Consider the following 23,608-nt stretch of genomic DNA (forward strand, 5'->3'; position numbering starts at 1 on the left):
AAGGAGAAGAGCGCTCAATCCTTGAACGCGATCCCGTATTTCGCCGCCTGTTCCTTCGGCATATCCGCCAGCGCCTGGCGCACCGTGTAGCCGCCATAGACGTCGCCGCCGTTGCGGATCATCCAGTCCTCGACGTCGGCCTCGGCCACCGTCATGCGATCGCCCATCTTGTACTGGTTGCCATTGACCGGCTTGTCGGCCAGCAGGCCGACGAAGCGGCCGTCGCTGAAAGCCACAAGCTGCATCCAGATATGCTCGGTGGCGCCGTTCTGGGTCAGCGGAAATTTCACGGTGTAGGTGCCAGGCGTGCGTGCGGCTATCAGTTCATGGAAGCGCGGCAGCGTCGAATGGCCCTTGGCCTTGGCGCCCTGCATCGCCGCGTCGGTGGTGGAGTAGGCGACCACATTGTCCTTGGGCTCGCTGCCCTGCATGTGCGAATTGAAAAATCCGTAGCCGACAGCGGCTACCAAAGCGGCAGTAACAATCAGTTTGCGCATCGAACCTCTCCGAAATGCGATCACGGACACATTACCGGAAGCCTGTTGCCGCACCTCTAAGAGACAGAGTGAGCGCATGGTTAGCGAAATGCCGAAATTGCCATCGACCTCACCGGCCGACGCCCGCGCGTGAGGCGCCGGTGCTTCCCCTCCTCCCCTTATGGGAGAATGCGGGTCGGCGCGCAGCGCCGAGACGGATGAGGAGGTTCCAGCGGAGTGAGATGCTGGCGATCATCAGTCGTTTGCGAAGGTCTGCATCAAGCTGGAGCACCCTCATCCGGCCGCTTCGCGGCCACCTTCTCCCGCAAGGGGAGAAGGGAAAACTCCGCCTCAATCCGCGTCGGCCACCATCTGCCCGCCGCCCAGCCAGGCGCGCCATTGGCGCTCGTCGCCGTGGAAGACGTTGAGGTCGATGCGGCCGCTGACGCCATGCGACAGGCCGGAGCCGGAATACTGCCAGAACAGCCACCTGCGGCCCGGATAAACCTTTGACGGGTGCGCGGCCACGGCGCGCAGCCAGAATGGGTAGTCTTGGAAGGCGCCGCGCAGGTTGTCGCGATAGAAATCGGGGCTGGTGTAGATGATGGGCCGCTGGCCGTAGTGGCGCTCCAGCCTGTCCATGAACACCTGCATTTTCTCCAGCACCTTTTCACGCGAAGGCCGCCGCTTGCAGGAAGACTCGCCGTTCCACTCGACGTCGATGACCGGCGGCAGCGCGCCGTCGACCTTCGGCACGTTGCGGATGAACCAGTCGGCCTGCTCGCCGGCGGTGCGGCACCAGTAGAAGAAGTGATAGGCGCCCCGCTTCAGCCCGGCGGCATCGGCGTTGCGCCAGTTCTTCATGAACATCGGGTCGAGATGGTCGCCGCCATCGGTCGCCTTGATATAGGCGAAGTTGGCGCCCTGGGCGCGCAGCTTTCCCCAATTGACGTTGCCCTGCCAGCGCGAGACGTCGACGCCGTGAACGGCAAGGTGGCGCGGCGAGGAACGGCCGAAATTGATCGGCTTGGCGTCGCGGAACGCATAGCGGGTGACCGGACCGGCGAGCATCGCGGGCGCGGCGCGCGACAGCCGCTTCGGCAGCGAGACGAGTGCTGCCTCCTGCACCGGCGGCTCGACACTCTCCGGCAGATCGGCCGCCGGGAAGTTCACCGTCTCCTCCTCGGCAAGGCCGAATGGGCGCGAGTTCTCGTCGCCGGGGCGAGCGTTCTCGTCGTCGGGGATCACATTGTTTTCGTCGAGCAACGGCACCGGCGGCTTGATGCGCGCGGCGCCCGACATCGATGCGGTCTCGACGGTTCTTTCGGCGACGGCTGTCCTCGCGCCCTTCGACACCGGCGCGCTTGGCCGCACGACCGAGCTCGTCGTCTCGTTGGACGGCATCTGCAAAGCATCGACGCCGGACGTAGACGAGCAGCCGGCGAGGCAAAGCGATGCGAGCACGAAACTGACGACGCCAAAAATCCGCATCTTGACCTGTACGCAAAACAACACAGACCGAAGGCAGGAACAGCGCCGCCGGAAACGCCATTCCTAATGAGAAATTACCAACAAAGTTTGAATCAAAATTTACTTTTGGCGCGAGCGGATGATTCGGGATGGCGCCGAAGCGAGCTTCTTGGCTAGCGCCTGAACACGCCGATCATCGGCCCCAGATTCCAGAAATCGTCGTTGCGGCCGATCCCGGGCGCATAGAGGCTCGAGATCGAGCCATCGAGGAAGAGCGCGTTCGGGCAGCCAAGCCGGTCGCGGAACAGCCGCGCGAATTCGTGGAAAGTCACGACATCATTCGAGATCGCGAAGACCGCGACCCCGTCGGCGCGCACGCCCACGCCATCGCGGATCTTGCGCGAGGTGCCGTCGTAACGGAATTTCGGATGCAGCTTGCCGTCGATGACCAGCATCGGCCCGGATTGCGTGGCGTAGTCGACGAGCGGCGGGCGCTTCAGATAATCCTTGGTCGCGCGAACCCCGGCCTTGCCGGCGCTGATATAGAAGATGCCGTTGGGCTGCATGGAGAAATTGCCGGTGCCCGATCCGGTCCTGGCTGGCGTGACCTGCTTGCCGCGCTCGACATAGAGGCCGACCGGCGCGAGGTTGGGATGATACATGCCGGCATTGATGCCGAAGAGCATGGTGCGCCCCGTCGCCTGCTGCGCGCTTCGCAGATTGTGCAGCGATCGGTAGAGATCGCCGTCCTTGTTCTTCCAGAACAGCTCGATGGAAAAATGCTTCGGGTCGGCTTCGCAGACCAGATAGGTCGCGCTCTCAAAAACCTGGTTGCGGCAGGGCGGCAGCGCCGCCAGCCATTGGCCGAGGCCTATGCCGGCGCCAATTGCCGCCGGCGCCGCCGATTTCACCAGCGTCGCAAGCAATGGCACGGATTGCAGCAGAGTCCCAAGATCCATCAGCGCACCCGGGCGTCGGCGTCTATAGCGCAGTGGGCCGAGACCTCTAGATAAGCCAGCCGGTCGCGACGCCGATCAGCAGCACCACGCCGAGCAGGCCGCGATAGATGACGAACGGCCAGGCGGAGAAGCGCTCGAGCACGCGCATCAGCCCCCAGATCGCGAAGAAAGCCGAGATCGAGGCGACGACAAGGCCGACGGCCAGGATCGACCAACCATGCCCATCGAGATGCACCTTGTGCAGTTCATAGAGCTCCTTGAGGCCGGCCAGTGCGATGGCCGGCAGGCCGAGCAGGAAGGAAAGGCGCGCCGCCTCCGGCCGGGCGAAACCCAGCCCCATCGCCGCCGTCAGCGTCGAGCCCGAGCGCGAAACGCCGGGAATAAGCGCGCCGACCTGGGCGACGCCCACAAGCAGCGCGTCGAGGATCGATGCCTGGCGCAGCATCAGCTTGTGGCTGGCGAAGATCTCGGCGAGCGCCAAAAGGATCGCCATGGCGATACAGGCCCAGCCGATGACGGCGAGCCCCCGCAGCGGCGAGTTGCAGGCGTTGAGCACGCCGGAAAGCGCGAGGCCCACAATGACGATCGGGACGGTGGCAAGCACGATGCTGATCGCCAGGCGGAAATAGCGGTCGCCGAAATTGCGCCGCGAGATCGCCGCAACCGAACCGAACAGCACGTCCCTGACATCGCTCCAGAAATAGCTGACCACCGCCGCCAACGCCGCCAGCTGCATAGCGGCCGAGAAGGCCGAGCCGGGGTCCTGCCAGCCGAGCACGGCCGGCACGATGCGCATATGCGCCGTGGACGAAATCGGCAGCAATTCGGTGATGCCTTGCACGATGCCGAGAAATGCCACCTTGGCATAACCCAGGCCGACAAAGCCGGTATCCAACCCTTGCGTGCAGACGTCTGTCATCCCGGTCCTTTCCCCGTGCCCCAATCGTTCTTGGGGGCAAAAAGTGAATCGTCATTCGAAAAGCCTGGAGGACAGGCTTAGCCTCACGATAGCGTGATTCCAACTCACGGATTTGTAAGGTGCGGCTAATCCTGCTTGACAACTGGCGCCGCCATATTATTCTCCGCTAATCTTACACTGTAAGGCAAATCGGAGGAGCATCACGATGTCGACCGCCGCCCTCTCGGAATTGGAGCCGGTCACGCCGCCGGAAACGCATGCTGCAGAAATCACGATCGAGGAGGTGTCGCGTGATACCAGCCGCGCCATCGAGCGCGCCGAGGTCGCTGCCTGGCTCGACCTCTACGAGGCGGCGCCGGCGGATTTCGCGGCCCGGCAAGGGCTGACGATTGACAAGGACGGCGATCTTGTCTGGACCACCTGCACGACGATCCCGTTCATCCATCTCAACTGCGTGAAGAATATCGGCGTCGATGGTCCGGCGACGGAAGAACAGGTCGACACGTTGCTCGCGCATTACCGCGATGCCGGCATCAGGCGGCCGTGGTTCTATACCAATCCACACACTGAGCCGTCGCGGCTGAGATGCTGGCTGGAAGCGCGCGGGATGCAGCAGCAAGGCGGCTGGGAGCGCATCTATCGCGACGCGACGCCGCTGGCGGACGAACCGCTTTTCCCGAGCGACCCGCTGATCCCGGTTGACGATCTGGTGATCGAGGAGGTCACGCCCAGGACAGCTTCGGAGTGGGCATCTTTCATCGATGCCAAATACAGGCTCCCCACCTCGCCCTGGCTGATGGCGCTTGTCGATCGCAAGGGCTGGCATCATTACATGCTGAAACGCAGGGGCGCGGTCGCCGCCGTGCGCTCGCTCTTCATCTCAGACGGGGCCGCCTGGAGCGGCATCGACGCGCCGGTACCGGGCATCATGGCGCCGAGCTTCGATCTTGACGCCATGCTTGGCGAAAGGCTGGTCCGCGACGGCATAGCCGCCGGCGCGAAACTGTTTGTCGCCGATATCGAGGCGCCGCGCCCCGACCGCGACGGGCCGGCCTATCGCAACTACGACCGGCTCGGCTTCAAGCTCGCCTATTTGCGCAATCATTACAGCTACCTGCCCGCTCATTCGAGCTGACCCGGGTCGCCTCAGCGGTAGAGCCACTGCTTCAGGCAGCTTCTTGCCACGACATGCGCGGGCGGCACCGAAGCCTGGTCGATGCGGGAATCATCACTCGCCCTCTCGCGAGCCTTTTCCAGAAGCAGGCGAAGCTCGGCCGGGCGCACGCGGTCGCGCGCCATTACCAGTTGGACCATCGGGTCGTTCAAAAGCTCGTCCAGGGTGTTGATGCTCTCGCTCATCCGTCGCCTCCTCGATGCCTTCCCGCATGGCGCGTAGATAGGCAGCCAAAGATGGCCCGCCAATGACGCTTTGCCGGCTATGTCGTGAATCGAAGATGAAATTTTTGTGCAGGCCTTCTTCCTTCTCCCCTTGTGGGAGAAGGTGGATCGGCGCGCAAGCGCCGAGACGGATGAGGGGTATTCCAGCGGAGTGAGACGCTGGTATTCTCTGGAACACCCCTCATCCGACCGAGCTTCGCTCGGCCACCTTCTCCCACAAGGGGAGAAGGAAGAAGCTACGCCGGCGGCGCGCCTTCATATTGAGGCAGGCCATCGTCAAGCATCACCCAGGGCTGCTTCGACGCGGTCCAGAAATGCATGTCGGGCTTGAACAGCGACGGGTCGTCGAGCGAGCCGGAGGTGATGCCGAGAATGCCCCTGGAATCACGGCGTGAGAACAAAGTCGTGCCGCAAACCGGACAGAAGCCGCGCTTGAGGTCTGGCGTGGAATTGATCGTCGCCACCGGTCCTTCGATGGTCACGTCGTCGATGCGAAACAGAAGTCGCGCATTGAAGGCGGCGCCGATCGCTCTCTGGCAGATGCGGCAATGGCAGATGCGTTCGTTGATCGGCTCGGCCTCGGCCCTGTAGCGCACCGCGCCGCAAAGGCATCCGCCCTCATACTTGGTCATCACCAGACACCTGCCTCGAGGAAATGCCGGGCACCCTAGTGGCCGGCATGGCAGGGTCAATCAAAAAACATTGATGGGATACGATCGCTTGAGCTGATGCCGCTGGCCGGCTGCGTCAGGCGGCCAGCGGCCAGGATTCATTCGCTGACGATCTCGTCCCAGGTCTTCACCTTGGTGACACCGTCGAGGAACGGCAGCGTGCTGGCGACCAGTTCCGGCGCGAAGAACACGTCGTAATGCGTGCGGTTGGGGATGATCGCCAGCCGGTTCTGCGACAGGTGCTCGCGCATCCAGCCGGCGTCCCTCAATCCGCCGCCGAGCATCTGGAAGAACTTGATCTCGTGCTCGGGCTTGTACATGTCGCTGTCGCCGTAGACGAGCATGACGGGCATCTTCAGCTTCGGCACGTCGGCCGAGAAATCATAGTCCTTGCGCATGAAGGCGCCGAGCGCATCGAGCAGTTTTGGGAAATCCTCGGGCTTTGGCGCCACGGCGACATAGGATTTGTACATCGGCGTGTCCTTCATGAACTCGGCGGCCGCCGCGCTCACCTGCGCCTGCTGCGGACGCATCTCGTCATAGAAGCCGTTGGCGGCGTAGCCGGTCGACACCATGACCAGCCGACGCACCGCCTCCGGATGCTGAACGGCCATGCGGAAGGCGACGCCGCCGCCAAGCGAATAGCCCATGACGTCGACCTTGTCGTAGCCGAGCGCCTTGACGATGGCCGCCATATCGTCGCCCATCGCCTCAAGGCCGAAAGGCCGTTCGCCGAGCGCGGTGCGGCCATGTCCCTGCAGGTCGACGGCGATCACCGTGCGATGTTCGGCAAATTTCGGCAGGATCGGCGCGAACATGTCACTCGAACCCAGGCCGCCATGCAAAAGAAGCAGCGGCTCGCCCTTGCCGTAGACGGCGTAGTAGTAGTTCACGCCGTCGATCGGCAGCAGGCCGGATTTTTCCGGCTTCAAGAGAGCTTTGGTTTCACTGGTCATGACAGGCTTGGTCTCCTCGGATTGTGCGCTCGGCGAGGCTATGAGGGTCATTGCCGAAGCAAGGATGGCGAAAAACAGGGTCTTGGGCATTTCAGTCTCCTCTCCGCTTGCGTTGCCTCAAGGACGCGGTGGGAGAACCCAAGCCGACATGGCTCGCTAAATAATTCGAGGGAGAGTGGAAGCGCCTCGGCAGGCGACTCCAAAGAAGAAGGATCAGTGGCGCTTGGCCTGCACGAGATAAGCGTCGATCATGGTCTCGCCGAGCCACTTCGCGGCTTCGAGCCTATGCAGCCCCTCGACCAGAATGTGGCGCTTGCCGTCGTGCCGCACCTGTATCGGCGTCTTCATGCCGTTTTCGAGAATATCCTCGGCGAGATGGCGCACCGTCTCGGGATGCAGCGTCTTGCGCCGCGCCGTCGGCACGTAGATGTCGTCGACCTTGACCTTTTGCACACGCAGCATATCGGCTCCTCGGCGAGAATGTCGCCTCGGCATGAATAGTTGGTTTGCCGGCGGCGGCCAAGCGCAAGCGCGCTGGCCCGATGCTTTCCATTTGACGCTTGGCCGGCCAACGGTCTCAATGACGGCCTCGTGATCTCAGGTGTTCCTTGACGCAACTGCCCAGTGAATTCCCCGATTTCGGGCTGACGCCCGAGCAGCGTCGCGAGGCGGTGCGCGGCCATTATTACGAATGGCCGGGAATGGATGGCTCGAGCGGCGAGATTTGGGCCTACAGCGACCGGTTTTCCTATCGTCCCGGCGAGACGGTAACGCTCTTCGTCAGCGCGTCGGCGCCGCAATTCAGCCTTGCCGTCATCCGCGACGGCGAGAGCGAAACAAAAGTTTTCGAGGGAGCGGGCCTGTCGGCGCGCTGGCAGGATACGCCCGACCAATGCTCGGTCGAAGGCTGCAACTGGGAGGCTTCGTTCGAATTCCGCGTCGGCGTCGACTGGCCGTCCGGCGCCTATCGCGTGACGCTCTCGGCCGAAGGCCGCGACGGGACGCCAATCCACAGCCATCATCTCTTCATCGTCACACCCCTGCTCGGCCGCAAGCCCGGCCGCCTGCTGCAGGTCGCCGCGACCGGTACCTGGCTCGCCTACAACACCTGGGGTGGCTCGAACCACTATCAGGGCATAACCGGCCCGAACCGCGATCAATACGCCACGACGGTCTCGACGCAGCGACCCTGGTGCCGCGGCTTCGTGGTACTGCCTAAGGACGCGCCGCGCGTGCCGCTGGAAGTCGCGGTGCCGCCGAAGACCGTGCCACGCTATCCGCATATGGAGTGGGCCTTCGCCACTGGACATTCGAAGAAATATGCCTCTTCGGGCTGGGCGAGCTATGACAGCCATTTCTTTCGCTTCGCCGAGCGCGCCGGCTATCAGGTCGATCTCGCCAGCCAGCACGAGCTCCATTTCTCGCCCGAAATCCTCGACGGCTACGACTGCGTCGTCTTCGTCGGCCACGACGAATACTGGACCTGGGAGATGCGCGACGCCGTCGACAATTATGTCGAGCGCGGCGGGCATGCGGCGCGCTTCGCCGGCAATTTCATGTGGCAGACGAGGCTGGAGAACCAAGGCCGCCGCCAGGTCTGCTACAAATACAAGGCGCGCGCGGAAGACCCGGCCTATCGCGGCGGCGACGTCAGCCGCGCCACCAATTCCTGGGAAGCGCCCGAGATCGGCCGTCCCGGCAGCGCCACCTTCGGCCTCAATGCTACCCGAGGCGTCTATGCCGGCTGGGGCGGCTGCGCGCCGCGCGGCGTGCGCGGCTTTCCGGTGTACCGTCCCGAGCACTGGGCCTTCGCCGGCACCGGCGTCTATTACGGCGACCTGCTCGGCGCCGACAGCCATGTCTACGGCTATGAAGTCGACGGCCTCGATTTCGAGATCCGTGGCGGCCTGCCCTACCCGACCGCGACCAGCGGCGCGCCGGACGGCTTGCAGGTGCTGGCCGTCGGCATGGCGAGCCAGGTCGAGGAAAGCGCCGACATCCCGATCGAGGACCAGTTCCTCACCGACGAGGACGGCCGCTTCACCGCCGAGACCTTGTTCGGCGAGGCGAGCGACGCCAATCTCGACAAGGTCAAGCGCGGCAACGGCATGATCGTCAATTTCCCGCGCGGCAAAGGCGAGGTCTTCCACGCCGGAAGCTGCGAATGGGTCGCCGGCCTGCTAAGGCAGGACGCGATGGTCGAACGCGTGACCAAAAATGTTCTCGACCGTTATCTCGGAAAGTCCTGACATGTCGAAACTGGAAGTCCAGCCCGCAGCAGAGGCCGAAGCGCGGCCGCCGTCGCACCTGTTCTACCTCTCCAGCCTGCGCCGGCCGCTCGTCGACCGGGCCGAGGGCATCTATTTCTGGACGAAGGACGGTCGCCGCTTCATCGACGGCTCGAGCGGGCCGATGGTCGCCAATATCGGCCACTCCAACCGCAACGTGCTCGACGCCATGAAGCGGCAGATGGACAAGACCACCTTCGCCTACCGGCTGCATTTCGAGAACGAGCCGGCCGAGGAGCTTGCGCGCGCGCTTGCCGGCAAGCTGCCCGAAGGCATGGACCGCATCTTCTTCGTTTCGGGCGGCTCGGAAGCGACCGAATCCTGCATCAAGCTTGCCCGGCAATGGGCGGTCGCTACCGGCCAGTCCAAGCGCTGGAAGGTGATCACCCGCTTCCCCTCCTATCATGGCGGCACGCTGGGCTCGCTTTCCGTCACCGGCGACGATGCGCTGGCCGAAACCTTCACGCCGATGATGAAGGTGATGCCGACAGTGCCTGCGCCCACGGCCTGGCGCGACCGCGACAACCTTTCGTTGGAACATCGCGGTATCCGCTACGCCGACATGCTGGAGGAGAAGATTCTCGCCGAAGGGCCGGAAAGCGTTTTGGCCTTCATCATGGAGCCGGTCGGCGGTGCCGCGACCGCAGCCCTTGTCGCGCCCGACAGCTACTATCCGCGCATCCGCGAAATCTGCGACCGCTACGGCATTCTTCTGATTCATGACGAAGTGATGAGCGGCGCCGGCAGGACAGGCAAGTTCCTCGGCGGCGACCACTGGAACTGCAGGCCCGACATCGTCGCCCTCTCGAAGGGGCTGGGCTCGGGTTACGCGCCACTCGGCGCCCTCGCCGCGCCGATGCGCCTGGTCGAGCCGCTGCTGGCCTCCGGCGGTTTCCAGCACGGCCACACCTATGCCGGCAATCCGCTGGCCTGCGCCGCCGGCCTCGCCGTGCTCGGCGAGATGGACCGGCTCGATCTCATCGCCAACGCCGCCGCGATGGGCGAGGTGCTGATGGCAGAGTTGAAGGGCTTGCAAAAGCGCTTCCCCTTCATCGCCGACGTGCGCGGCAAGGGCCTGCTCACCGGCGCCGAAATGGTCGCCGATCCGGAGACACTGAAGCCCATCGATCCGGCCAGCAAGGCGACGCAGCGCCTGCTCGACCACGCCTATGCGCGCGGCCTGATCATCTATGGCCGCAAGGTCAAGGGCGGCGTCGACGGCGACAATTTCATGGTGGCGCCGCCGATGATCATCACCAGAGACCAGATCGGCGAGATGATTTCCATCATCGGAGATTCGCTGGAGGCGCTCGCCGCGGAGCTCGACCTGCCGGTGGAGGGATAGTGGCGTTTTGAGGCAAAGCCAATCTGAGATGCTTGCGATCCTTCGCACCCCCCTCTGGCCTGCCGGCCATCTCCCCCGCAAGGGGGGAGATCAGCTCTGTTTTTCGATTTCGCCAATTTTCAGCGTTGCAGAATTGGCGGCAAGGCCAAAGCTGCCAATCTCCCCCCTTGCGGGGGAGATGTCCGGCAGGACAGAGGGGGGTGCCTTGGCGCTGCACTCTCAATGAGCAACCCTTCGCAAGCCGTCACCCTCCGCCCCGGCACCATTGATGATGTCGAAACCATCCACGCCGCCCTGCTGCGCCTCGGTACCGATATCGGCGCGCATCAGGAAATCACTTCGACGCCCGAGGATCTGCGCCGCTACGGCTTCGGCGCCAAACCCGCCTTCTCGACCCTGATCGCTGAGATCGACGGCGAGTTCGCCGGGCTTTGCCTGCATTTCCCGATTTTCTCGACCTGGATGGGCCGTCCCGGCGTCTATGTGCAGGACCTTTACGTCGAGGATCGTTTTCGCGGCCGCCGGGTCGGCGAAAGGTTGCTGCGGCGCGTGGCGAAGGAGTGCCGCGCGGCGGGCGGTAGCTATCTGAGGCTGTCCGTCGATACCGACAATGAGACGGCCAAGGCCTTCTACGAAAGACTGGGCATCGGCCGGTCGAGCTATGAGCAGGTGCAGAAAATCGTCGGCGATGCCTTTTTCGCCTTTGCCGATACGCCGGAGGAATGATGATGAAAGCCTTCTATGCCGAGGAGCAGAAGCGCCATGACCCGAAAGCTTTCCTCTCCAGCGGCGCGCCGCAGCCCAACCCGGAAAAGCCGGAGCGGATTGAACGATTGTTAGCCGGCGCAAGATTGGCCGGCTTGACGATCGAACGTCCAGGCAATCATGGACTTAGCCCGATCGCCGCGGTGCATACGCCTGAATATCTCGATTTTCTCGAGCACATTTTTGCGCGCTGGCAGCGCATCGAAGGCGCCTCGGCGGAAGTCATCCCAAACATCCATCCGATCGCCCGCGCCGGCTCCTATCCGGCCTCCGCCGTCGGCCAGGCCGGCTACCACATGGCCGACACCGCCTGCCCGATCTCGGCCGAAACCTGGAACAGCGCGCTGTGGAGCGCCTGGAGCGCGGTGGAAGCCGCCGAAGCGGTGATGGCCGGGGCGCCTTCGGCCTATGCGCTCTGCCGACCGCCCGGCCATCACGCCTTCGCCGATGTCGCCGGCGGCTTCTGCTTCATCAACAATTCGGCCGTCGCGGCGCAGGTTCTGCGGAAGAGTTCTGCCCGCGTCGCCGTCCTCGATGTCGACCTGCACCACGGCAACGGCACGCAAGGCATCTTCTACGCCCGGCCCGACGTGCTGACCGTCTCGCTGCACGCCGATCCGGTGCGCTTCTATCCGTTCTTCTGGGGGCATGCAGACGAGCGCGGCGAAGGTCCCGGCCTCGGCTACAATCTCAACCTGCCGCTGCCGCGCAAGTCCGGCGACGCGGCCTTTCTCGAAGCGCTGGCGACGGCCTTCCAGCGCATCCGCGCCTTCGCGCCGGAAGCGCTGGTCGTGGCGCTCGGCCTCGACGCTTTCGAGGGCGACCCGTTCGGCGGCCTGTCGGTGACGACGCAAGGCTTCTCGCGCATCGGCGAAGCGATCGCCGGGCTCGGCCTGCCGACGGTCATCGTCCAGGAAGGCGGCTATCTCTGCGATGCGCTCGGCGACAACCTCACCGCATTCCTCACCGGCTTCGGCGGGAAGCGTTAGGCGGCCTTAAGAGCGCTGCTGCCGCAGCATCGCGATCACGCGGTGCACGCTCTCCAGCGTCTCCTCGATCTCGGCGGCCGTGTTGTAATGGGCAATGCCGATGCGCACGACGCCCTGCTCGGCGGGTATGCCGAGCTGGCGGACGACCTCCCACGCATAATTGTGGCCTGACCAGACGAAGATGTTCTCGGCGTTCATCTGCCGCACGATCGTTTCCGGCGCGATGCCTTCGACGGTGAAGGAAACGGTCGGCACCCGCTCGGCGAGGCGTTCCGGATCGATGATGCCGTGGATCACGAGCCCCTCGATGCTGGACAGGCCTTCGATCAGTTGCCGGGCAAGCCTGTTCTCGTAAGCGATCGAGACCTCGAACGCCTTGGCGATCCGTTGCCGGCGCGACCCGCTCTCGCCGGTGGCAGCGCCGAGATCGGCGAAATAGTCGATTGCCGCCGTCAACCCGGCCATCAGCTCGATCTGCGGCGTGCCAAGCTCGAACCGCTCGGGCAGGACATTCGAAGAGCAGCGGCATTTGTAAGGCTGGAGCGCGTCGATCACGTCGCGCCGGCCCCACAATATGCCCATATGCGGCCCGAAGAATTTATAGGCCGAGCAGATCAGGAAATCGCAGCCGAGCGCCTGCACGTCGACCAGCCCGTGCGGCGCGAATTGCACGGCATCGACATAAACCAGCGCGCCGGCCTGTTTAGCTGCCGCCGTCAGCGCCTTCACCTTGTTGATCGAGCCGGTGAGATTGGAGGCATAGTTCAGCGCGACAAGCCGCGTCTTTTCCGAAAGCAGTCCCTTGAGCGCCGTCTCCTCCACCTGCCAGCTCCGCTCGTCGAACGGCAGGAAGCGCACGACAAGGCCGAGATCCTCGGCAAGCTGCAGCCAGGGCGAGACATTGCCCTCATGGTCCATGCGCGTGACGATGATCTCGTCGCCAGGCTTCATCGTCCGGCCAAGCGTGCGCGACATGTGGTAGGTCAGCGTCGTCATGTTGGCGCCGATGACGATCTCCTCGACGCTCGGTGCGTTCAGGAAATCGGCCATCGCGGCATGCGCAGCGTCGACCACTTTTTGGGCCGCGACCGTCGTTTCAAAGAAACCACCGAGATTGGCATTGGTCGTCAGCAGGCAGCGGGATACTGCGTCGGCCACCGCTTGTGGCACCTGTGTGCCGGCGGGATTGTCCAGATAGATGCGGCGACGCCCGTCATCGGTCAGCGAAAGCGCCGGAAACTTGCCGCGTACGGCTTCGATCGGAAATTCTGCCATCGTCTCCATCCCTTTGTTTTTTCTCGCTTAAGGGCACGGATTGCCGACACGTTGGTGGATGGCGTCGACCGCTTTCTGCATCTCATCCGTCCAAGCGACATCGACCGAGGACAGCGCCGTCCCGAGCTGCGCGATCGTGGTCGCGCCGACGATGTTCGCGGTCACGAAGGGCCGGCTCGCCACATAGGCGTTGGCGAAAAGCGCCGGCTCCATGCCGAAGGAACGTGCCAGCTCATTGTACTGAAGCAGCACCTCCGCCGCGTTCGGCGTCTCGTAGCGCTGGCCTCGATTGAACAGCTGCGAGCGCGAGCCCTGCGGTCGCGCGCCATGATCGTATTTGCCGGTGAGATAACCCTGCGCCAACGGCGAATAGGGAAGAAACGCGATCTCCTCGCGCTCGCAGACCTCCGCAAGGTTCACCTCGAAGGTGCGGTTGACGAGGTTGTAGGCGTTCTGCAGCGAGGCGACGCGCGGCCCGGAGCCCTTCTCGGCTTCGAAGACGAAGCGCATGACACCCCAGGAGCTTTCGTTCGATAGGCCGAGATGGCGGATCTTGCCGGCTTTCACCAGGTCCTGGAAGACGGCGAGCGTCTCGGCAATCGGTGTTTCGTCTGCGGGCGCGGCTGCGGCATCGGCCCGGCGCGCCACCGCTCCGATCCGCGTCGGGTTCGAACCCCACGGAATGTCCCGGTCCGGCCAGTGGATCTGGTAGAGGTCGATATAGTCGGTGCCGAGCTTGGCCAGCGATTTCTCGACCGCGTCGAAAATGTCGGCGCGCACCAGCTTCGACGGACGGTCGCCGCGGAACCATGCGTTGGCCGTGCGGCCGACCACCTTCGAGGCAAGGATGACCTTGTCGCGGTTGCGATTGGCCTTCATCCAGCTGCCGATGATCCTCTCGGTTCGCCCTTGCGTCTCTGCCTTGGGCGGGATCGGGTAAAGCTCGGCCGTGTCGATGAAATTCACCCCGCGCGAGAACGCCAGATCCATCTGCACGTGGCCCTCGGCCTCGCTGTTCTGCTGACCCCAGGTCATCGAGCCGAGGCAGATTTGCGAAACAAGGAGATCGGTCCGACCGAGGCGGCGTTTGTGCATGAAATGTCTCCGGCGGGAGTTTTTGCGCGGGCTGCGCGGGGAGGAGGTTGAACATAGAGCAAAACGCTTGCGTTTTGCAAAGTCGCCCAGTTTCGAGAGATTGGCCGAAGTGTCAGTCAGTTCGTCATTCTAGGGCGGAGCAAGGAGCGAAGCGACGCGCGCAGACCCAAGGATCCATTCCGTTACCCTAAGGCGTTGCAACGATTACAGAATTCTGCACCGTCGCACTCTTCGTTGAAGGTCACGGAATGGATCCTTGGGTCTGCGCTCCGCTTCGCGTCGCTACGCCCAAGGATGACGAATATTGGAGAGGCTCCAGCCAATTTCGATAGCGAAGTCTCTGATGGAGGGAACTACCGCCTCGCCCCGGCCAGCGCCCGCCGCTTGGCCTCGTCGATCAGCATGTTGGCAACCTGCATGCGGATCATGGCACGCTGGCGCAGATGCGGCGCGACCCGGTCCGGATGGTTGGCGAAGGCGAAGTTACGGCGGATGCGACCGAAATCGGCCTTCTTGGCCGGACGGTCGAGGCCGAGCTCGCCGGCGATCGCTTCGGGATCGATCGGCGGCAGCTTCTCCTCCGGCCACTGCTCTTCGCCGGCAAGCGTCAGTTTCGCCTGGTCGAGAAGTGCTGCGAACTCGGCAGCGAGGTCGGCGGCGGACTCGCGATATTCGGCGGCGACGCTCTCCCCGGCGACCTTGATGCGGCCGGAATGCAGTTCATCGGCCACGGACAGATAATCAAACGGGATGGACGGTCGGGCGCCCTCGTCCTCGCCTTTCTCCGAGGCGACGATCAGGTCGTCGAGCAACGAAGCGAAATCGAGCTTGTTCCCGGTGCCGATCTCAACCTCCCTGTCGTGACGGCATGCAGTGATGCCGCCAAACATAGTGGGCTCTCGTTAAGAATGAATTCTGGCGATATTGACAATTGGCGGCTTTTCCGCCCGGCAAGACGGCATCGGACAATAAAAAGCCGGACTGCTCATTCGTGCAGTCCGGCAAGGTCGCCAGGAGTGGCGAGGAAAAAGCCAGCCATGTGCCGGCACGGGTGCCTACGGTCGAGCCTGCCGAAAAGTTTCACGGAAAATCGATTGTGGCGGGAAAAATTGTCGCGGCATGGCAGCCATGCAAATGCTGCACTGCACAATTTTAACAAATCGCCTATATGCTGAGGTCGGGAGGACCAACTGGGGCAACTGAGTCATGGGGTTCTTCACTGAAATGTTCGCTCGGCCGAGGCCGCAGGAACACCAGCGTTACCGCTCGGCGCTTGCGCTTCTGAACGCGATGAGCAATGCGGACCGCGCCGATATCGGCGTCAAGCCGGTGGATTTTCCGCGCATCGCGCGCGAAATGTCGATCCGCTGAGCTGAGCCAAAGAGGTTTCCCGGAATCCTGGGAAACCTCCAAGCCATTCAACATCAACGATTTCCGAGAAAAGTCTGCTTGCTGAGCGGCACGCCATTGTGGCGCAGGATGTCGTAGGCTGTGGTGACGTGGAAATAGAAATTCGGCATCGCCAGGTGCAGCAGATATTGCAGGCCAGGCAGCGTGGTTTCGCGGCCGCCGAGCCGCACTTCGACCGTCCTGTCCTCAGATCCTTCCAGATCGGCCGCCGCAAATGTCGCCAGATAATCGAGCGTCTTGGCGATCCGGGCCTGCAACTCGGCAAAGCTCGCTTCATTGTCCTCATATTTCGGCACCTCGCGCCCGGCGAGCCGCGACGGCGCGCCCTTGGCATGGTCGGTGGCGATCTGGATCTGCCTGGCCAGCGCGAACATGTCGGGCGCCAGCCGCGCCGTGAGGAACACCTGCGGATCAATCTTGCGTTCGCCGGCATTCTGCTCCGCCGCCGTCAAGACGCTGGCCAGCGCCTTCAGCCTGGCGGAAAAAACGCCCACCGATATGTCGTACATGGAAATGGTCACGGGCAATCTCCCCACGCGGCCCAGCGCCGCGGGCCGTGAACTAGCGCCTCCCGCCACGATTCTTCAAGCGGTCCTCCCCATGGCGTCACCGCGCCGCCGCAATCGCCGTGGTAGTATTTTCGTTACCGAGCGGAGGATTCGATGAAAAGAGCCACTTTCGCAGCGACTGTCTTTTTCTCATTGGCCGGCCTCACGCATTCCGCGTCCGCGGCGGATGCGCCCTATGTCGATGACCGATCAAGCGCCGATGCGGTCGTCCGCTCGCTTTACAGCGCCATCAACCGTCACGAATTCGCCCGCGCCTGGGGCTATTTCGGCGATACGAAGCCGGCAAAGGACTTCAATGCCTTCGTCAAGGGTTACGACGGCACCGACAGCGTCGAAGTCAAGACTGGCGCCATCTCGGAGGACGGTGCTGCCGGCAGCATCTATTACAGCGTCCCGGTCGCCATCCAGGCGACCGACAAAAAAGGTGACGCCAAGGTTTTCGCCGGCTGCTACACGGTCCGCCAGGTCAATGCGCAGATCCAGGAGCCGCCCTTTCAGCCGATCTTCATCGACAAGGGCGCGTTGAAGCCGTCGACCGAGGATTTCGACAGCGCCGTGCCGGCAAGCTGTGGCGACGGCCCGCCGCCGCCGAAGAAGGACGAGGCCCTGGAGCAGGCCAAGAAGGCCTTCCTCGCCACCTATGGCGACCAGTGCGACAAGCAGGATCCTGACGGCAAGCCGATCGGCGAGCCAGAGGCTCATTCCATCCACTATAAGGACAAGGACGCCCAGCCCAGCGACCCGGAGCGCGAGACGCGGCTGTTCCGCTTCTTCTGTTCGATGGCCGCCTACAACGAGACGGCGGTCTACTACATCACCGACGACGTCGATGGCGTCTCACAGTTGCAGTTCACCGAGCCGGACCTCGACATCCGCTACGAGAACAACAACAGCGAGGGCAAGGTCGAATCGATCCATATCATCGGGTTCAAGACCAGCGGCTGGGCGGCCAATTCGGACTATGACGACAACACCAAAACCATCACCACATCGAACAAATGGCGTGGCGTGGGGGATGCCTCGTCATCGGGAACCTACCTTTTCCGCAACGGCGATTTCTCGCTCGTCCAGTACGACGTCGATGCATCCTATGACGGCGAGCAAAATCCGCAGACGGTCATCGACTACAACACGGCGCCTTGAGGCGCTGCAGCGCAATCACGGCGCTTTCGTCAGCATCCAGTTCAGCGTGCCGCGCCAGTCGACCATGCGGATCGGCGTGCCGTGCGTGCCGGTCTCGAAGCGCACGAAGCGGGTCGGATAAGCCTTCCTGGCCAGAATCGAGCGGAAGAAGGCTTCCTGCTTCTCCACCGGGAAGACCACGTCATGGCTGCCCTGTCCGAAAAACACCGGTACGCGGCGCTTGAAGGCGGGGCTGGTGAGAAAGCTGTCGTCCCACAGCGATCCGAGCAACAGCAGCCCATTGATGCGGCCGCCCGTGTCCTTGCGCACGGCGAGCTTCCAGCAGATGATCCCGCCCATCGAGCCGCAGGCGACGAAGATCTTCGCGCTCGGCGATGTCTCGGCATAGTGGTCGATGAGCGCCGCGACCTGCGCCGCGCCCTTGTCGCCGAAATCGGGGAAATCGGGCGAAAGATAGAGCCCGTTGTTGGCGGCCATCAGGTTCTTGATGCGATTGAAATTGCCGCCGAAGGTGAAGTCGTCCACGCCTTGCTTGCGGCTGCCGCCTTGCCCGTGCAGATAGAGCACAATGATGGACGCGCCTTCCGTCCTGCCGACCGCGACATGTCTGATATCGCCGGCATCGGTCTTCAGCATCAGGTCCTGCTGCACCTTGCGCACCCCGGGATCGGTGTATTGCGCATGCACGCGCTTTTCCGGCACCTCGTCGCGCTGATTTATGTCGCGCATCTCGCGATAGTCGAGGACGGTGTAGGCGCCGTTGTCGCTCGTCGACAGTGTCGCCGGATAAGCGAACAGATCGTCCTTGAACGATTTCAGCGAAAGCGTTTGCCCCTCGGCGACCGAGAGGGACAGCGCCGTCGCGGCGATCAGGGCGAAGAAACGTCGATAACGCAAAGCCATGCCGAGAGGCATGCGAAATTCGGCTCCGCTTTGTCAATCCTGCAGAACGCCGCCCGCCCCTTCCAGCGCCTCGCGCGTGTCGACATCGATCGAGGCGCCCTGCCCGATCTCGACATCGATGACGTCGAGACCCTCGGCCTCGACCAGATGCCGCGCCCCGGTATCGCCCTCGAGCTGCGCGACGGCCGCGAAAAGCGAGCGCGGCAAAAGCACCGGATTGCCGCGCTTGCCTTGGTGCGAAGCGCGCACCACGGAGCGGCCGTCGGAGCTGCGGAACGCGTCGATCAGGCTGTCGAGGTCCCCCGACGAAACGCCCGGCATGTCGCCAAGCACGATCAGGGCGCCGGCCGCATCGGGCGCGACCTTCGCGATGCCCGCCTTCAACGACGAAGCGAGGCCATCGGCGAAATCCGGATTGTCCGCGAATGTCACGCCAAGACCGCCAAGCGCAGAGCGCACGCGCTCGCGCTGATGGCCGGTGACGACGACGGTGGCGGCAGCCTTCGAGCCCAGCGCACGACCGGCAGTGCGGCGCACCAGCGGCTCCCCGTCGAACAGCGCCAAAAGCTTGTTTGGGCCGCCCATGCGGCTCGAGCGGCCGGCGGCCAGGAGCACGATATCGACTTTCAGCGCCGACCTTGCCGGCTGCGGCGCCGGCTCGCGCGGCTGCGGCCTGGTCGGGATTTCCATCAAAAGCCCGCCGACGCCCATGCCGGCAATGTCGCTCGCGGTCACTTCAAGCCCGGCAACCAGGCGATCGAGCACCCAGTCGAAGCCATTCTCCTTCGGGCTGCGCGCGCAGCCGGGCGCGCCGACGATGCGCTTGCCGTCGAGCGTCCCCAGCACCAGCAGATTGCCAGGATCGACCGGCATGCCCGCCCGGACGACGGTACCGCCTGCCCGCTCGATCGCGGCCGGCACGACATCGGCGAAGTCGCTCATCGCCGAGGCGCCGAAGATCACCACCATGTCATTGTCGCGCGCCAGCTGGGTTGCGGCCGCGGCGACCGGCGCCACGTCGTGCGGCGTGCGCCGTTCGGCGGTCAGTCGGCCGCCGAAACGCGCCAGCCGGGCCTCGGTGACGCGCAGCGTCTTGTCGAGCACGCTCGGCTTGACGCCGGGAAGCATCGTCTGGATGACGCCGACAGTTATGGGGCGATAGGCATTGACGGCAAAGATCTCGCGGCCGGCGCAGATCCTCACCACGCTGTCTACCAGGCTTGCGGCGACGGCAAAGGGAATGATCTTCACCGTCGCCACCATCTGGCCCTTCTCGACCGGCGCGTGCTGCGCCAGCGTCGCGATGGTGATGGCCGGATCGACGGCGTTGATGGCGTCGATCATTGCGGCGTCGACGGTAAAGACGCCTGAGGCTTCCGCATGCAAGTTCACCCGCCCGGTCGCGGCCGGCTTGACCTCGATGTTGCGGTGACGCATGGCGGCGGCGATCTTCGCGGCTGCGGCATCTTCGCCCAAATCGTCCGCGGCAAGAACCGCCGCGACGACTTCGCCGACGCCCGCCGCCTTGAGCGTCGCGATATCTTCGCGGCTCAGCCGGTGCGCCTTGCGGAAGCGTTTTTCGCCGGCGGTGGTCGCATGCGCCAGCACCGCCCCTTCCGCCTCGCCGATCGGAACCGGTCCGAATTTCACGCCACGGCGCCTTTTGCTTCGAGACCGCGCGAGCGGAAGGCGTGGATCGTCTGCGCAAGCACCGCGACGGCGATCTCGGCCGGACTGGCGGCACCGATATCGAGGCCGATCGGCGCGTGGATGCGGGCGATCTGGTCGGCACCGGCGCCGAGCGCCAGCAAGCGTTCGACACGCTTGGCGTGGGTTTTGCGGCTGCCCAGCGCCCCGACATAGAAGCACCGGGCGTCGAGCGCCGCCTTCAGCGCGAAATCGTCGATCTTCGGATCGTGGGTGACGGCGGCAAGCGCGGTATAGCTGTCGAGCGGCGCACGCTTCAGCACATCCTGCGGCCATTCGGCATGCAGCGCGACGTCGGGAAAGCGGTCCGGGGTAGCGAAGGCGGTGCGCGGGTCGATGATCTCGACCGGATAGCCGGCGATCCTGGCCATCGGCGCCAGCGCCTGGCTGATATGCACGGCGCCGATCACCACCAGACGCGGACGCGGCAGATGCGCGTTGAGAAAGAAGGTCCGCCCTTCCGCCTCCACCGATTGTGAATTGCCGGTGCGGAACGCATTGGCGATCGCCGCGCCGAGATCGCCCGCAACATGGTCGCCCTCGCGCACGATGCGGTCGCGGCCGTCGCCCAGGTCGGTGACAAGCACCGCGGCGCGGCGGGCGCGGCGTTCTTCGTTCAGTGTCTTCAGGACGTAGGGATCCATTTGTGATCAGCCCAGCCTTTCGACATAGACCTTGATGCGGCCGCCGCAGGAAAGGCCTACCTGCCAGGCGGTCTTGTCGGCGACGCCGAATTCCAGCATCCTGGCCTTGCCACTGTCGATGACGTCCATCGCCTCGGTCACCACGGCGCCCTCAACACAGCCGCCGGAGACCGAGCCATGGAAATTCCCCTCGGCATCTATGACCAGATGGCTGCCGACCGGGCGAGGCGCCGAACCCCAGGTCTCGACCACGGTCGCGATGGCGACATCCTTGCCGTCCTTCATCCAGCCTTCCGCGATGATCAGGGGATCGCGGGCCTCGTCGAGATAAATGCTCTCATCCATCGTCGCTTCTCGCAAAGTCTGTTTTCAAGGGAAACCTTGGTCGTCCCTACGGTAAACGTTGGTTTCCCGCCAAGGAAACATATGGCTATGCGGCCTGCCTCCCGCCAGCTTGCCGCCAGCGGCGCGGGTCGACCGACGCCGCCGGCCGCTGGTCGAGCGAGGCGCAAAGATCGGCCAGCGCGTCGAGATTGTGCACTGCCCGGAACTCGTCGACATAGGGCAGCATCGCCTTCACGCCACGGGCGCGGGCCTCAAAACCGTCGAAGCGCAACAGCGGATTGAGCCAGATCAGCCGCCGGCAGGATTTATGCAACCGCTCCATCTCCTGCGAAAGGCCGGCGATGTCGTCGCGCTCCAGCCCGTCGGTGATGAGAAGCACCACCGCGCCCTGCCCCAGCACGCGGCGCGACCACAGCCGGTTGAACTCGGCGAGCGTGTCGCCGATGCGGGTGCCGCCCGACCAGTCCTTCACCGCCGCCGAGCATTCGGCGAGCGCCTCGTCGGGATCGCGATGGCGCATCTGGCGGGTCAGGTTGGTCAGCCGCGTGCCGAAGACGAAGGCATGCACGCGCCGGCGCTTCTCGGTCAGGGCATGCAGGAAATGCAGGAAGATGCGCGTATACTGGCTCATCGAGCCGGAAATGTCGGCCAGCACGATCAGCGGCGGATGCGCTTCGCGCTGGGACCGGAATTTTGGCAGGATAAGCTCGCCGCCGGCGCGCGCGGCCGAGCGCATCATGGCGCGCGGATCGATGCGGCCCCCTTGCGCGTCCGCCCTGAAGCGCCGCGTGCGGATCAGATCAAAGGGCAGCCGCAAGGCCGCAATCGCCTTTTTGGCTTCGGCCATCTCCGCCGCATCCATCTGGGCAAAATCCTTGCCCCGCAGCACCTCATTGCCGGAAAAGGTGAGGCGCGCATCGACCTCGATTTCCGGCACTTCCCGGATCGGTTGGTTTTTCTGATGGCCCTCGAACATCGCCTGGCTGACGCGGTTTTCGGCAGCCCGCGGCTTCTGCTTCTCAGCGTTGTCCGGAGCGACCGGCGAGAACATCGCCAATAGTTTCTCGATCAGCTCGCGCGATTTCCAGAACAGGCGGAAGGCCTCGTCGAAGACCGGATGATCCTCGTGCCGCGAGACGAGCACCGCATGCAGCGTCCAGTAGAAATCGTCGCGCGAGCCGATGCCGGCGGCAAGCACAGCCTCGATGGCGTCCTTCACCGACGCCGGGCCGACGCGCATGCCTGCCTTACGCAGCGCCCGCGCGAAATAGACGATGTTGTCGGCGATGCGCCCGTCGGCGAGCGCCTCTTTGGGTTCCGGACGCGGCACAGGCATCGCGCCTACTCCGCCGCCGACAGCTCGGCCTTCACCTCATTGAGGATGCGCCGGCCCTCGCCCTCGCCGATACGGGCGATATCGTCTTGGTATTTCAAAAGCACGCCGATCGTGTCCGACACGGTCTCCGGATCGAGCGCCACCTTGTCGAGCTCGGTCAAGGCGCCGGCCCAATCGATAGTCTCGGCAACGCCGGGCGCCTTGAACAGCTCGACCTGGCGCAGCTTCTGGATGAAGGACACGACCTCCGCCGAGAGCCGGCGATTCGCCTGCGGCACCTTGCGCCGCACGATCTCCAGCTCGCGCTCGGCATTCGGATAATCCACCCAATGATAGAGACAGCGACGCTTCAGCGCGTCGTGGATCTCGCGCGTCCGGTTGGTGGTGATGATGACGATCGGCGGTTCTTCCGCCTTGATCGTGCCAAGTTCAGGAACCGTGACCTGGAAGTCCGACAGAATCTCGAGCAGGAACGCCTCGAAAGCTTCGTCGGTGCGATCGAGCTCGTCGATCAGGAACACCGGCGCGGCACCCGCCTTGCCGGTCAGCGCGTCGAGCACCGGACGGCGGATCAGGTATTTCTCGGAAAAGACGTTACGCTCCATATCGGAGCGGACGACCTTGCCCGCCGCTTCCTCCATGCGGATCTCGATCATCTGCGCGGCATAGTTCCACTCATAGACGGCCGAGGAGACGTCGAGCCCTTCATAGCATTGCAGGCGGATCAGCCGGCGGCCGAGCGCACCGGCCAGCACCTTGGCGATCTCGGTCTTGCCGACGCCCGCCTCGCCTTCGAGGAACAAGGGCCGCTTCATGCGCAGTGAAAGAAACAGCACCGTCGCCAGCGAACGGTCCGCGACATAATCCGCGCCTGTCAAAAGATCGAGCGTTTCGTCGATCGTTTTCGGCGCGGGGCGCGGCGCGGTCATCTTGTCTCCGTGGATC

The 23,608-nt window shown here is 64.0% G+C and carries 25 protein-coding genes and 2 pseudogenes; 8 read left to right on the plus strand and 19 right to left on the minus strand.

Annotated elements, in window-relative coordinates; translation table 11 throughout:
- Positions 1-14 precede the first annotated feature (14 nt).
- The 5 genes and pseudogenes from LB552_RS01240 to LB552_RS01255 form a co-directional block, all read right to left on the minus strand.
- Positions 15-497, minus strand: a complete 483-nt coding sequence (locus tag LB552_RS01240; protein ID WP_224601355.1) for a DUF2314 domain-containing protein — start codon at positions 495-497, stop codon at positions 15-17.
- Positions 498-827: 330 nt separating this feature from the next.
- Positions 828-1,697 (minus strand): annotated as a pseudogene (locus LB552_RS01245) (GH25 family lysozyme); the annotation flags it as partial.
- Positions 1,698-1,828: 131 nt separating this feature from the next.
- Positions 1,829-1,967 (minus strand): annotated as a pseudogene (locus LB552_RS29820) (muramidase); the annotation flags it as partial.
- A 152-nt stretch (positions 1,968-2,119) separates the two neighbouring features.
- Complete coding sequence (locus tag LB552_RS01250) at positions 2,120-2,905, minus strand: phosphodiester glycosidase family protein (protein ID WP_224601359.1); 786 nt, start codon at positions 2,903-2,905, stop codon at positions 2,120-2,122.
- 46 nt (positions 2,906-2,951) lie between these two features.
- Complete coding sequence (locus LB552_RS01255) at positions 2,952-3,824, minus strand: undecaprenyl-diphosphate phosphatase (protein ID WP_095765232.1); 873 nt, start codon at positions 3,822-3,824, stop codon at positions 2,952-2,954.
- Positions 3,825-4,029: 205 nt separating this feature from the next.
- On the opposite strand from LB552_RS01255, the gene LB552_RS01260 reads away from it, so the two are divergent.
- Positions 4,030-4,959, plus strand: coding sequence for a hypothetical protein (locus tag LB552_RS01260; protein WP_224601361.1), 930 nt, complete (start codon positions 4,030-4,032; stop codon positions 4,957-4,959).
- An 11-nt stretch (positions 4,960-4,970) separates the two neighbouring features.
- Here LB552_RS01260 and LB552_RS01265 read toward each other — a convergent pair whose 3' ends face one another.
- The 4 genes from LB552_RS01265 to LB552_RS01280 form a co-directional block, all read right to left on the minus strand.
- Complete coding sequence (locus LB552_RS01265) at positions 4,971-5,183, minus strand: hypothetical protein (protein ID WP_140848002.1); 213 nt, start codon at positions 5,181-5,183, stop codon at positions 4,971-4,973.
- Between the two features lie 275 nt (positions 5,184-5,458).
- Entirely contained in the window at positions 5,459-5,854 is a 396-nt protein-coding gene (locus LB552_RS01270; RefSeq protein WP_095765229.1) for a GFA family protein, read from the minus strand.
- Positions 5,855-5,991: 137 nt separating this feature from the next.
- On the minus strand, positions 5,992-6,939 hold the full coding sequence (locus LB552_RS01275; protein ID WP_224601363.1) for an alpha/beta fold hydrolase: 948 nt from the start codon (positions 6,937-6,939) through the stop codon (positions 5,992-5,994).
- Positions 6,940-7,062: 123 nt separating this feature from the next.
- Entirely contained in the window at positions 7,063-7,311 is a 249-nt protein-coding gene (locus LB552_RS01280; RefSeq protein ID WP_042644583.1) for a ParB N-terminal domain-containing protein, read from the minus strand.
- 146 nt (positions 7,312-7,457) lie between these two features.
- On the opposite strand from LB552_RS01280, the gene LB552_RS01285 reads away from it, so the two are divergent.
- From LB552_RS01285 to LB552_RS01300, 4 genes are all read left to right on the plus strand, one after another.
- A complete protein-coding gene (locus LB552_RS01285; RefSeq protein WP_224601365.1) occupies positions 7,458-9,098 on the plus strand; it encodes a N,N-dimethylformamidase beta subunit family domain-containing protein in 1,641 nt (546 codons plus the stop codon).
- Between the two features lies 1 nt (position 9,099).
- Positions 9,100-10,482: an aspartate aminotransferase family protein gene (locus LB552_RS01290; RefSeq protein ID WP_224601367.1), complete on the plus strand. Its 1,383-nt coding sequence runs from the start codon at positions 9,100-9,102 to the stop codon at positions 10,480-10,482.
- A gap of 222 nt (positions 10,483-10,704) precedes the next feature.
- Positions 10,705-11,208: a GNAT family N-acetyltransferase gene (locus tag LB552_RS01295; protein ID WP_224601369.1), complete on the plus strand. Its 504-nt coding sequence runs from the start codon at positions 10,705-10,707 to the stop codon at positions 11,206-11,208.
- A gap of 2 nt (positions 11,209-11,210) precedes the next feature.
- Positions 11,211-12,236 carry a histone deacetylase family protein gene (locus LB552_RS01300; RefSeq protein WP_224602236.1) on the plus strand — a complete coding sequence of 342 codons (1,026 nt, stop codon included), beginning with the start codon at positions 11,211-11,213 and terminating at the stop codon, positions 12,234-12,236.
- Between the two features lie 6 nt (positions 12,237-12,242).
- On the opposite strand, the gene LB552_RS01305 is transcribed toward LB552_RS01300, so the two are convergent.
- The 3 genes from LB552_RS01305 to LB552_RS01315 all read right to left on the minus strand — a co-directional run bounded on the left by LB552_RS01305 (position 12,243) and on the right by LB552_RS01315 (position 15,496).
- A complete protein-coding gene (locus LB552_RS01305) occupies positions 12,243-13,511 on the minus strand; it encodes a cysteine desulfurase-like protein (protein WP_224601372.1) in 1,269 nt (422 codons plus the stop codon).
- Between the two features lie 27 nt (positions 13,512-13,538).
- Positions 13,539-14,606: an aldo/keto reductase gene (locus LB552_RS01310; RefSeq protein WP_224601373.1), complete on the minus strand. Its 1,068-nt coding sequence runs from the start codon at positions 14,604-14,606 to the stop codon at positions 13,539-13,541.
- A 353-nt stretch (positions 14,607-14,959) separates the two neighbouring features.
- Positions 14,960-15,496 carry a hypothetical protein gene (locus LB552_RS01315; protein ID WP_411965323.1) on the minus strand — a complete coding sequence of 179 codons (537 nt, stop codon included), beginning with the start codon at positions 15,494-15,496 and terminating at the stop codon, positions 14,960-14,962.
- Positions 15,497-15,537: 41 nt separating this feature from the next.
- On the opposite strand from LB552_RS01315, the gene LB552_RS01320 reads away from it, so the two are divergent.
- Together LB552_RS01320 and LB552_RS01325 are read left to right on the plus strand one after the other, a co-directional pair.
- Positions 15,538-15,762, plus strand: coding sequence for a hypothetical protein (locus LB552_RS01320; protein WP_224601375.1), 225 nt, complete (start codon positions 15,538-15,540; stop codon positions 15,760-15,762).
- A 50-nt stretch (positions 15,763-15,812) separates the two neighbouring features.
- Positions 15,813-15,977, plus strand: a complete 165-nt coding sequence (locus LB552_RS01325) for a hypothetical protein (protein ID WP_224601377.1) — start codon at positions 15,813-15,815, stop codon at positions 15,975-15,977.
- 53 nt (positions 15,978-16,030) lie between these two features.
- Here the strand turns inward: LB552_RS01325 and LB552_RS01330 are convergent, their stop codons facing one another.
- The gene (locus LB552_RS01330; RefSeq protein ID WP_140840129.1) at positions 16,031-16,537 is read right to left on the minus strand and encodes a DUF1993 family protein; all 507 of its coding nucleotides are present in this window, start codon (positions 16,535-16,537) and stop codon (positions 16,031-16,033) included.
- A gap of 141 nt (positions 16,538-16,678) precedes the next feature.
- Between LB552_RS01330 and LB552_RS01335 the strand changes: the two genes are divergently transcribed.
- Entirely contained in the window at positions 16,679-17,728 is a 1,050-nt protein-coding gene (locus LB552_RS01335) for a DUF1176 domain-containing protein (RefSeq protein WP_224601379.1), read from the plus strand.
- Between the two features lie 15 nt (positions 17,729-17,743).
- Here the strand turns inward: LB552_RS01335 and LB552_RS01340 are convergent, their stop codons facing one another.
- The 6 genes from LB552_RS01340 to LB552_RS01365 all read right to left on the minus strand — a co-directional run bounded on the left by LB552_RS01340 (position 17,744) and on the right by LB552_RS01365 (position 23,592).
- Complete coding sequence (locus tag LB552_RS01340) at positions 17,744-18,631, minus strand: alpha/beta hydrolase family protein (RefSeq protein ID WP_411965498.1); 888 nt, start codon at positions 18,629-18,631, stop codon at positions 17,744-17,746.
- 33 nt (positions 18,632-18,664) lie between these two features.
- Positions 18,665-20,281, minus strand: a complete 1,617-nt coding sequence (locus LB552_RS01345) for an NTP transferase domain-containing protein (protein ID WP_224601382.1) — start codon at positions 20,279-20,281, stop codon at positions 18,665-18,667.
- Complete coding sequence (locus tag LB552_RS01350; protein WP_224601384.1) at positions 20,278-20,982, minus strand: XdhC family protein; 705 nt, start codon at positions 20,980-20,982, stop codon at positions 20,278-20,280. The genes LB552_RS01345 and LB552_RS01350 overlap by 4 nt, the downstream gene beginning before the upstream one ends.
- A gap of 6 nt (positions 20,983-20,988) precedes the next feature.
- A complete protein-coding gene (locus tag LB552_RS01355) occupies positions 20,989-21,327 on the minus strand; it encodes an XdhC family protein (protein WP_224601386.1) in 339 nt (112 codons plus the stop codon).
- An 85-nt stretch (positions 21,328-21,412) separates the two neighbouring features.
- Positions 21,413-22,663 carry a vWA domain-containing protein gene (locus tag LB552_RS01360; protein ID WP_224601388.1) on the minus strand — a complete coding sequence of 417 codons (1,251 nt, stop codon included), beginning with the start codon at positions 22,661-22,663 and terminating at the stop codon, positions 21,413-21,415.
- Positions 22,664-22,668: 5 nt separating this feature from the next.
- On the minus strand, positions 22,669-23,592 hold the full coding sequence (locus LB552_RS01365) for an AAA family ATPase (protein WP_140840139.1): 924 nt from the start codon (positions 23,590-23,592) through the stop codon (positions 22,669-22,671).
- Positions 23,593-23,608 lie beyond the last annotated feature (16 nt).

The organism is Mesorhizobium sp. CA7 (assembly GCF_020165015.1).
Classification (GTDB): Bacteria; Pseudomonadota; Alphaproteobacteria; order Rhizobiales; family Rhizobiaceae; genus Mesorhizobium.

Coding starts and splice junctions, on each gene's coding strand:
- LB552_RS01240 (WP_224601355.1), bottom strand. CDS start 497: ATGCGCAAACTGATTGTTACTGCCGCTTTGGTAGCCGCTGTCGGCTAC.
- LB552_RS01250 (WP_224601359.1), bottom strand. CDS start 2,905: ATGGATCTTGGGACTCTGCTGCAATCCGTGCCATTGCTTGCGACGCTG.
- LB552_RS01255 (WP_095765232.1), bottom strand. CDS start 3,824: ATGACAGACGTCTGCACGCAAGGGTTGGATACCGGCTTTGTCGGCCTG.
- LB552_RS01260 (WP_224601361.1), top strand. CDS start 4,030: ATGTCGACCGCCGCCCTCTCGGAATTGGAGCCGGTCACGCCGCCGGAA.
- LB552_RS01265 (WP_140848002.1), bottom strand. CDS start 5,183: ATGAGCGAGAGCATCAACACCCTGGACGAGCTTTTGAACGACCCGATG.
- LB552_RS01270 (WP_095765229.1), bottom strand. CDS start 5,854: ATGACCAAGTATGAGGGCGGATGCCTTTGCGGCGCGGTGCGCTACAGG.
- LB552_RS01275 (WP_224601363.1), bottom strand. CDS start 6,939: ATGCCCAAGACCCTGTTTTTCGCCATCCTTGCTTCGGCAATGACCCTC.
- LB552_RS01280 (WP_042644583.1), bottom strand. CDS start 7,311: ATGCTGCGTGTGCAAAAGGTCAAGGTCGACGACATCTACGTGCCGACG.
- LB552_RS01290 (WP_224601367.1), top strand. CDS start 9,100: ATGTCGAAACTGGAAGTCCAGCCCGCAGCAGAGGCCGAAGCGCGGCCG.
- LB552_RS01295 (WP_224601369.1), top strand. CDS start 10,705: ATGAGCAACCCTTCGCAAGCCGTCACCCTCCGCCCCGGCACCATTGAT.
- LB552_RS01300 (WP_224602236.1), top strand. CDS start 11,211: ATGAAAGCCTTCTATGCCGAGGAGCAGAAGCGCCATGACCCGAAAGCT.
- LB552_RS01305 (WP_224601372.1), bottom strand. CDS start 13,511: ATGGCAGAATTTCCGATCGAAGCCGTACGCGGCAAGTTTCCGGCGCTT.
- LB552_RS01310 (WP_224601373.1), bottom strand. CDS start 14,606: ATGCACAAACGCCGCCTCGGTCGGACCGATCTCCTTGTTTCGCAAATC.
- LB552_RS01315 (WP_411965323.1), bottom strand. CDS start 15,496: ATGTTTGGCGGCATCACTGCATGCCGTCACGACAGGGAGGTTGAGATC.
- LB552_RS01325 (WP_224601377.1), top strand. CDS start 15,813: ATGGGGTTCTTCACTGAAATGTTCGCTCGGCCGAGGCCGCAGGAACAC.
- LB552_RS01335 (WP_224601379.1), top strand. CDS start 16,679: ATGAAAAGAGCCACTTTCGCAGCGACTGTCTTTTTCTCATTGGCCGGC.
- LB552_RS01340 (WP_411965498.1), bottom strand. CDS start 18,631: ATGGCTTTGCGTTATCGACGTTTCTTCGCCCTGATCGCCGCGACGGCG.
- LB552_RS01350 (WP_224601384.1), bottom strand. CDS start 20,982: ATGGATCCCTACGTCCTGAAGACACTGAACGAAGAACGCCGCGCCCGC.
- LB552_RS01355 (WP_224601386.1), bottom strand. CDS start 21,327: ATGGATGAGAGCATTTATCTCGACGAGGCCCGCGATCCCCTGATCATC.
- LB552_RS01360 (WP_224601388.1), bottom strand. CDS start 22,663: ATGCCTGTGCCGCGTCCGGAACCCAAAGAGGCGCTCGCCGACGGGCGC.
- LB552_RS01365 (WP_140840139.1), bottom strand. CDS start 23,592: ATGACCGCGCCGCGCCCCGCGCCGAAAACGATCGACGAAACGCTCGAT.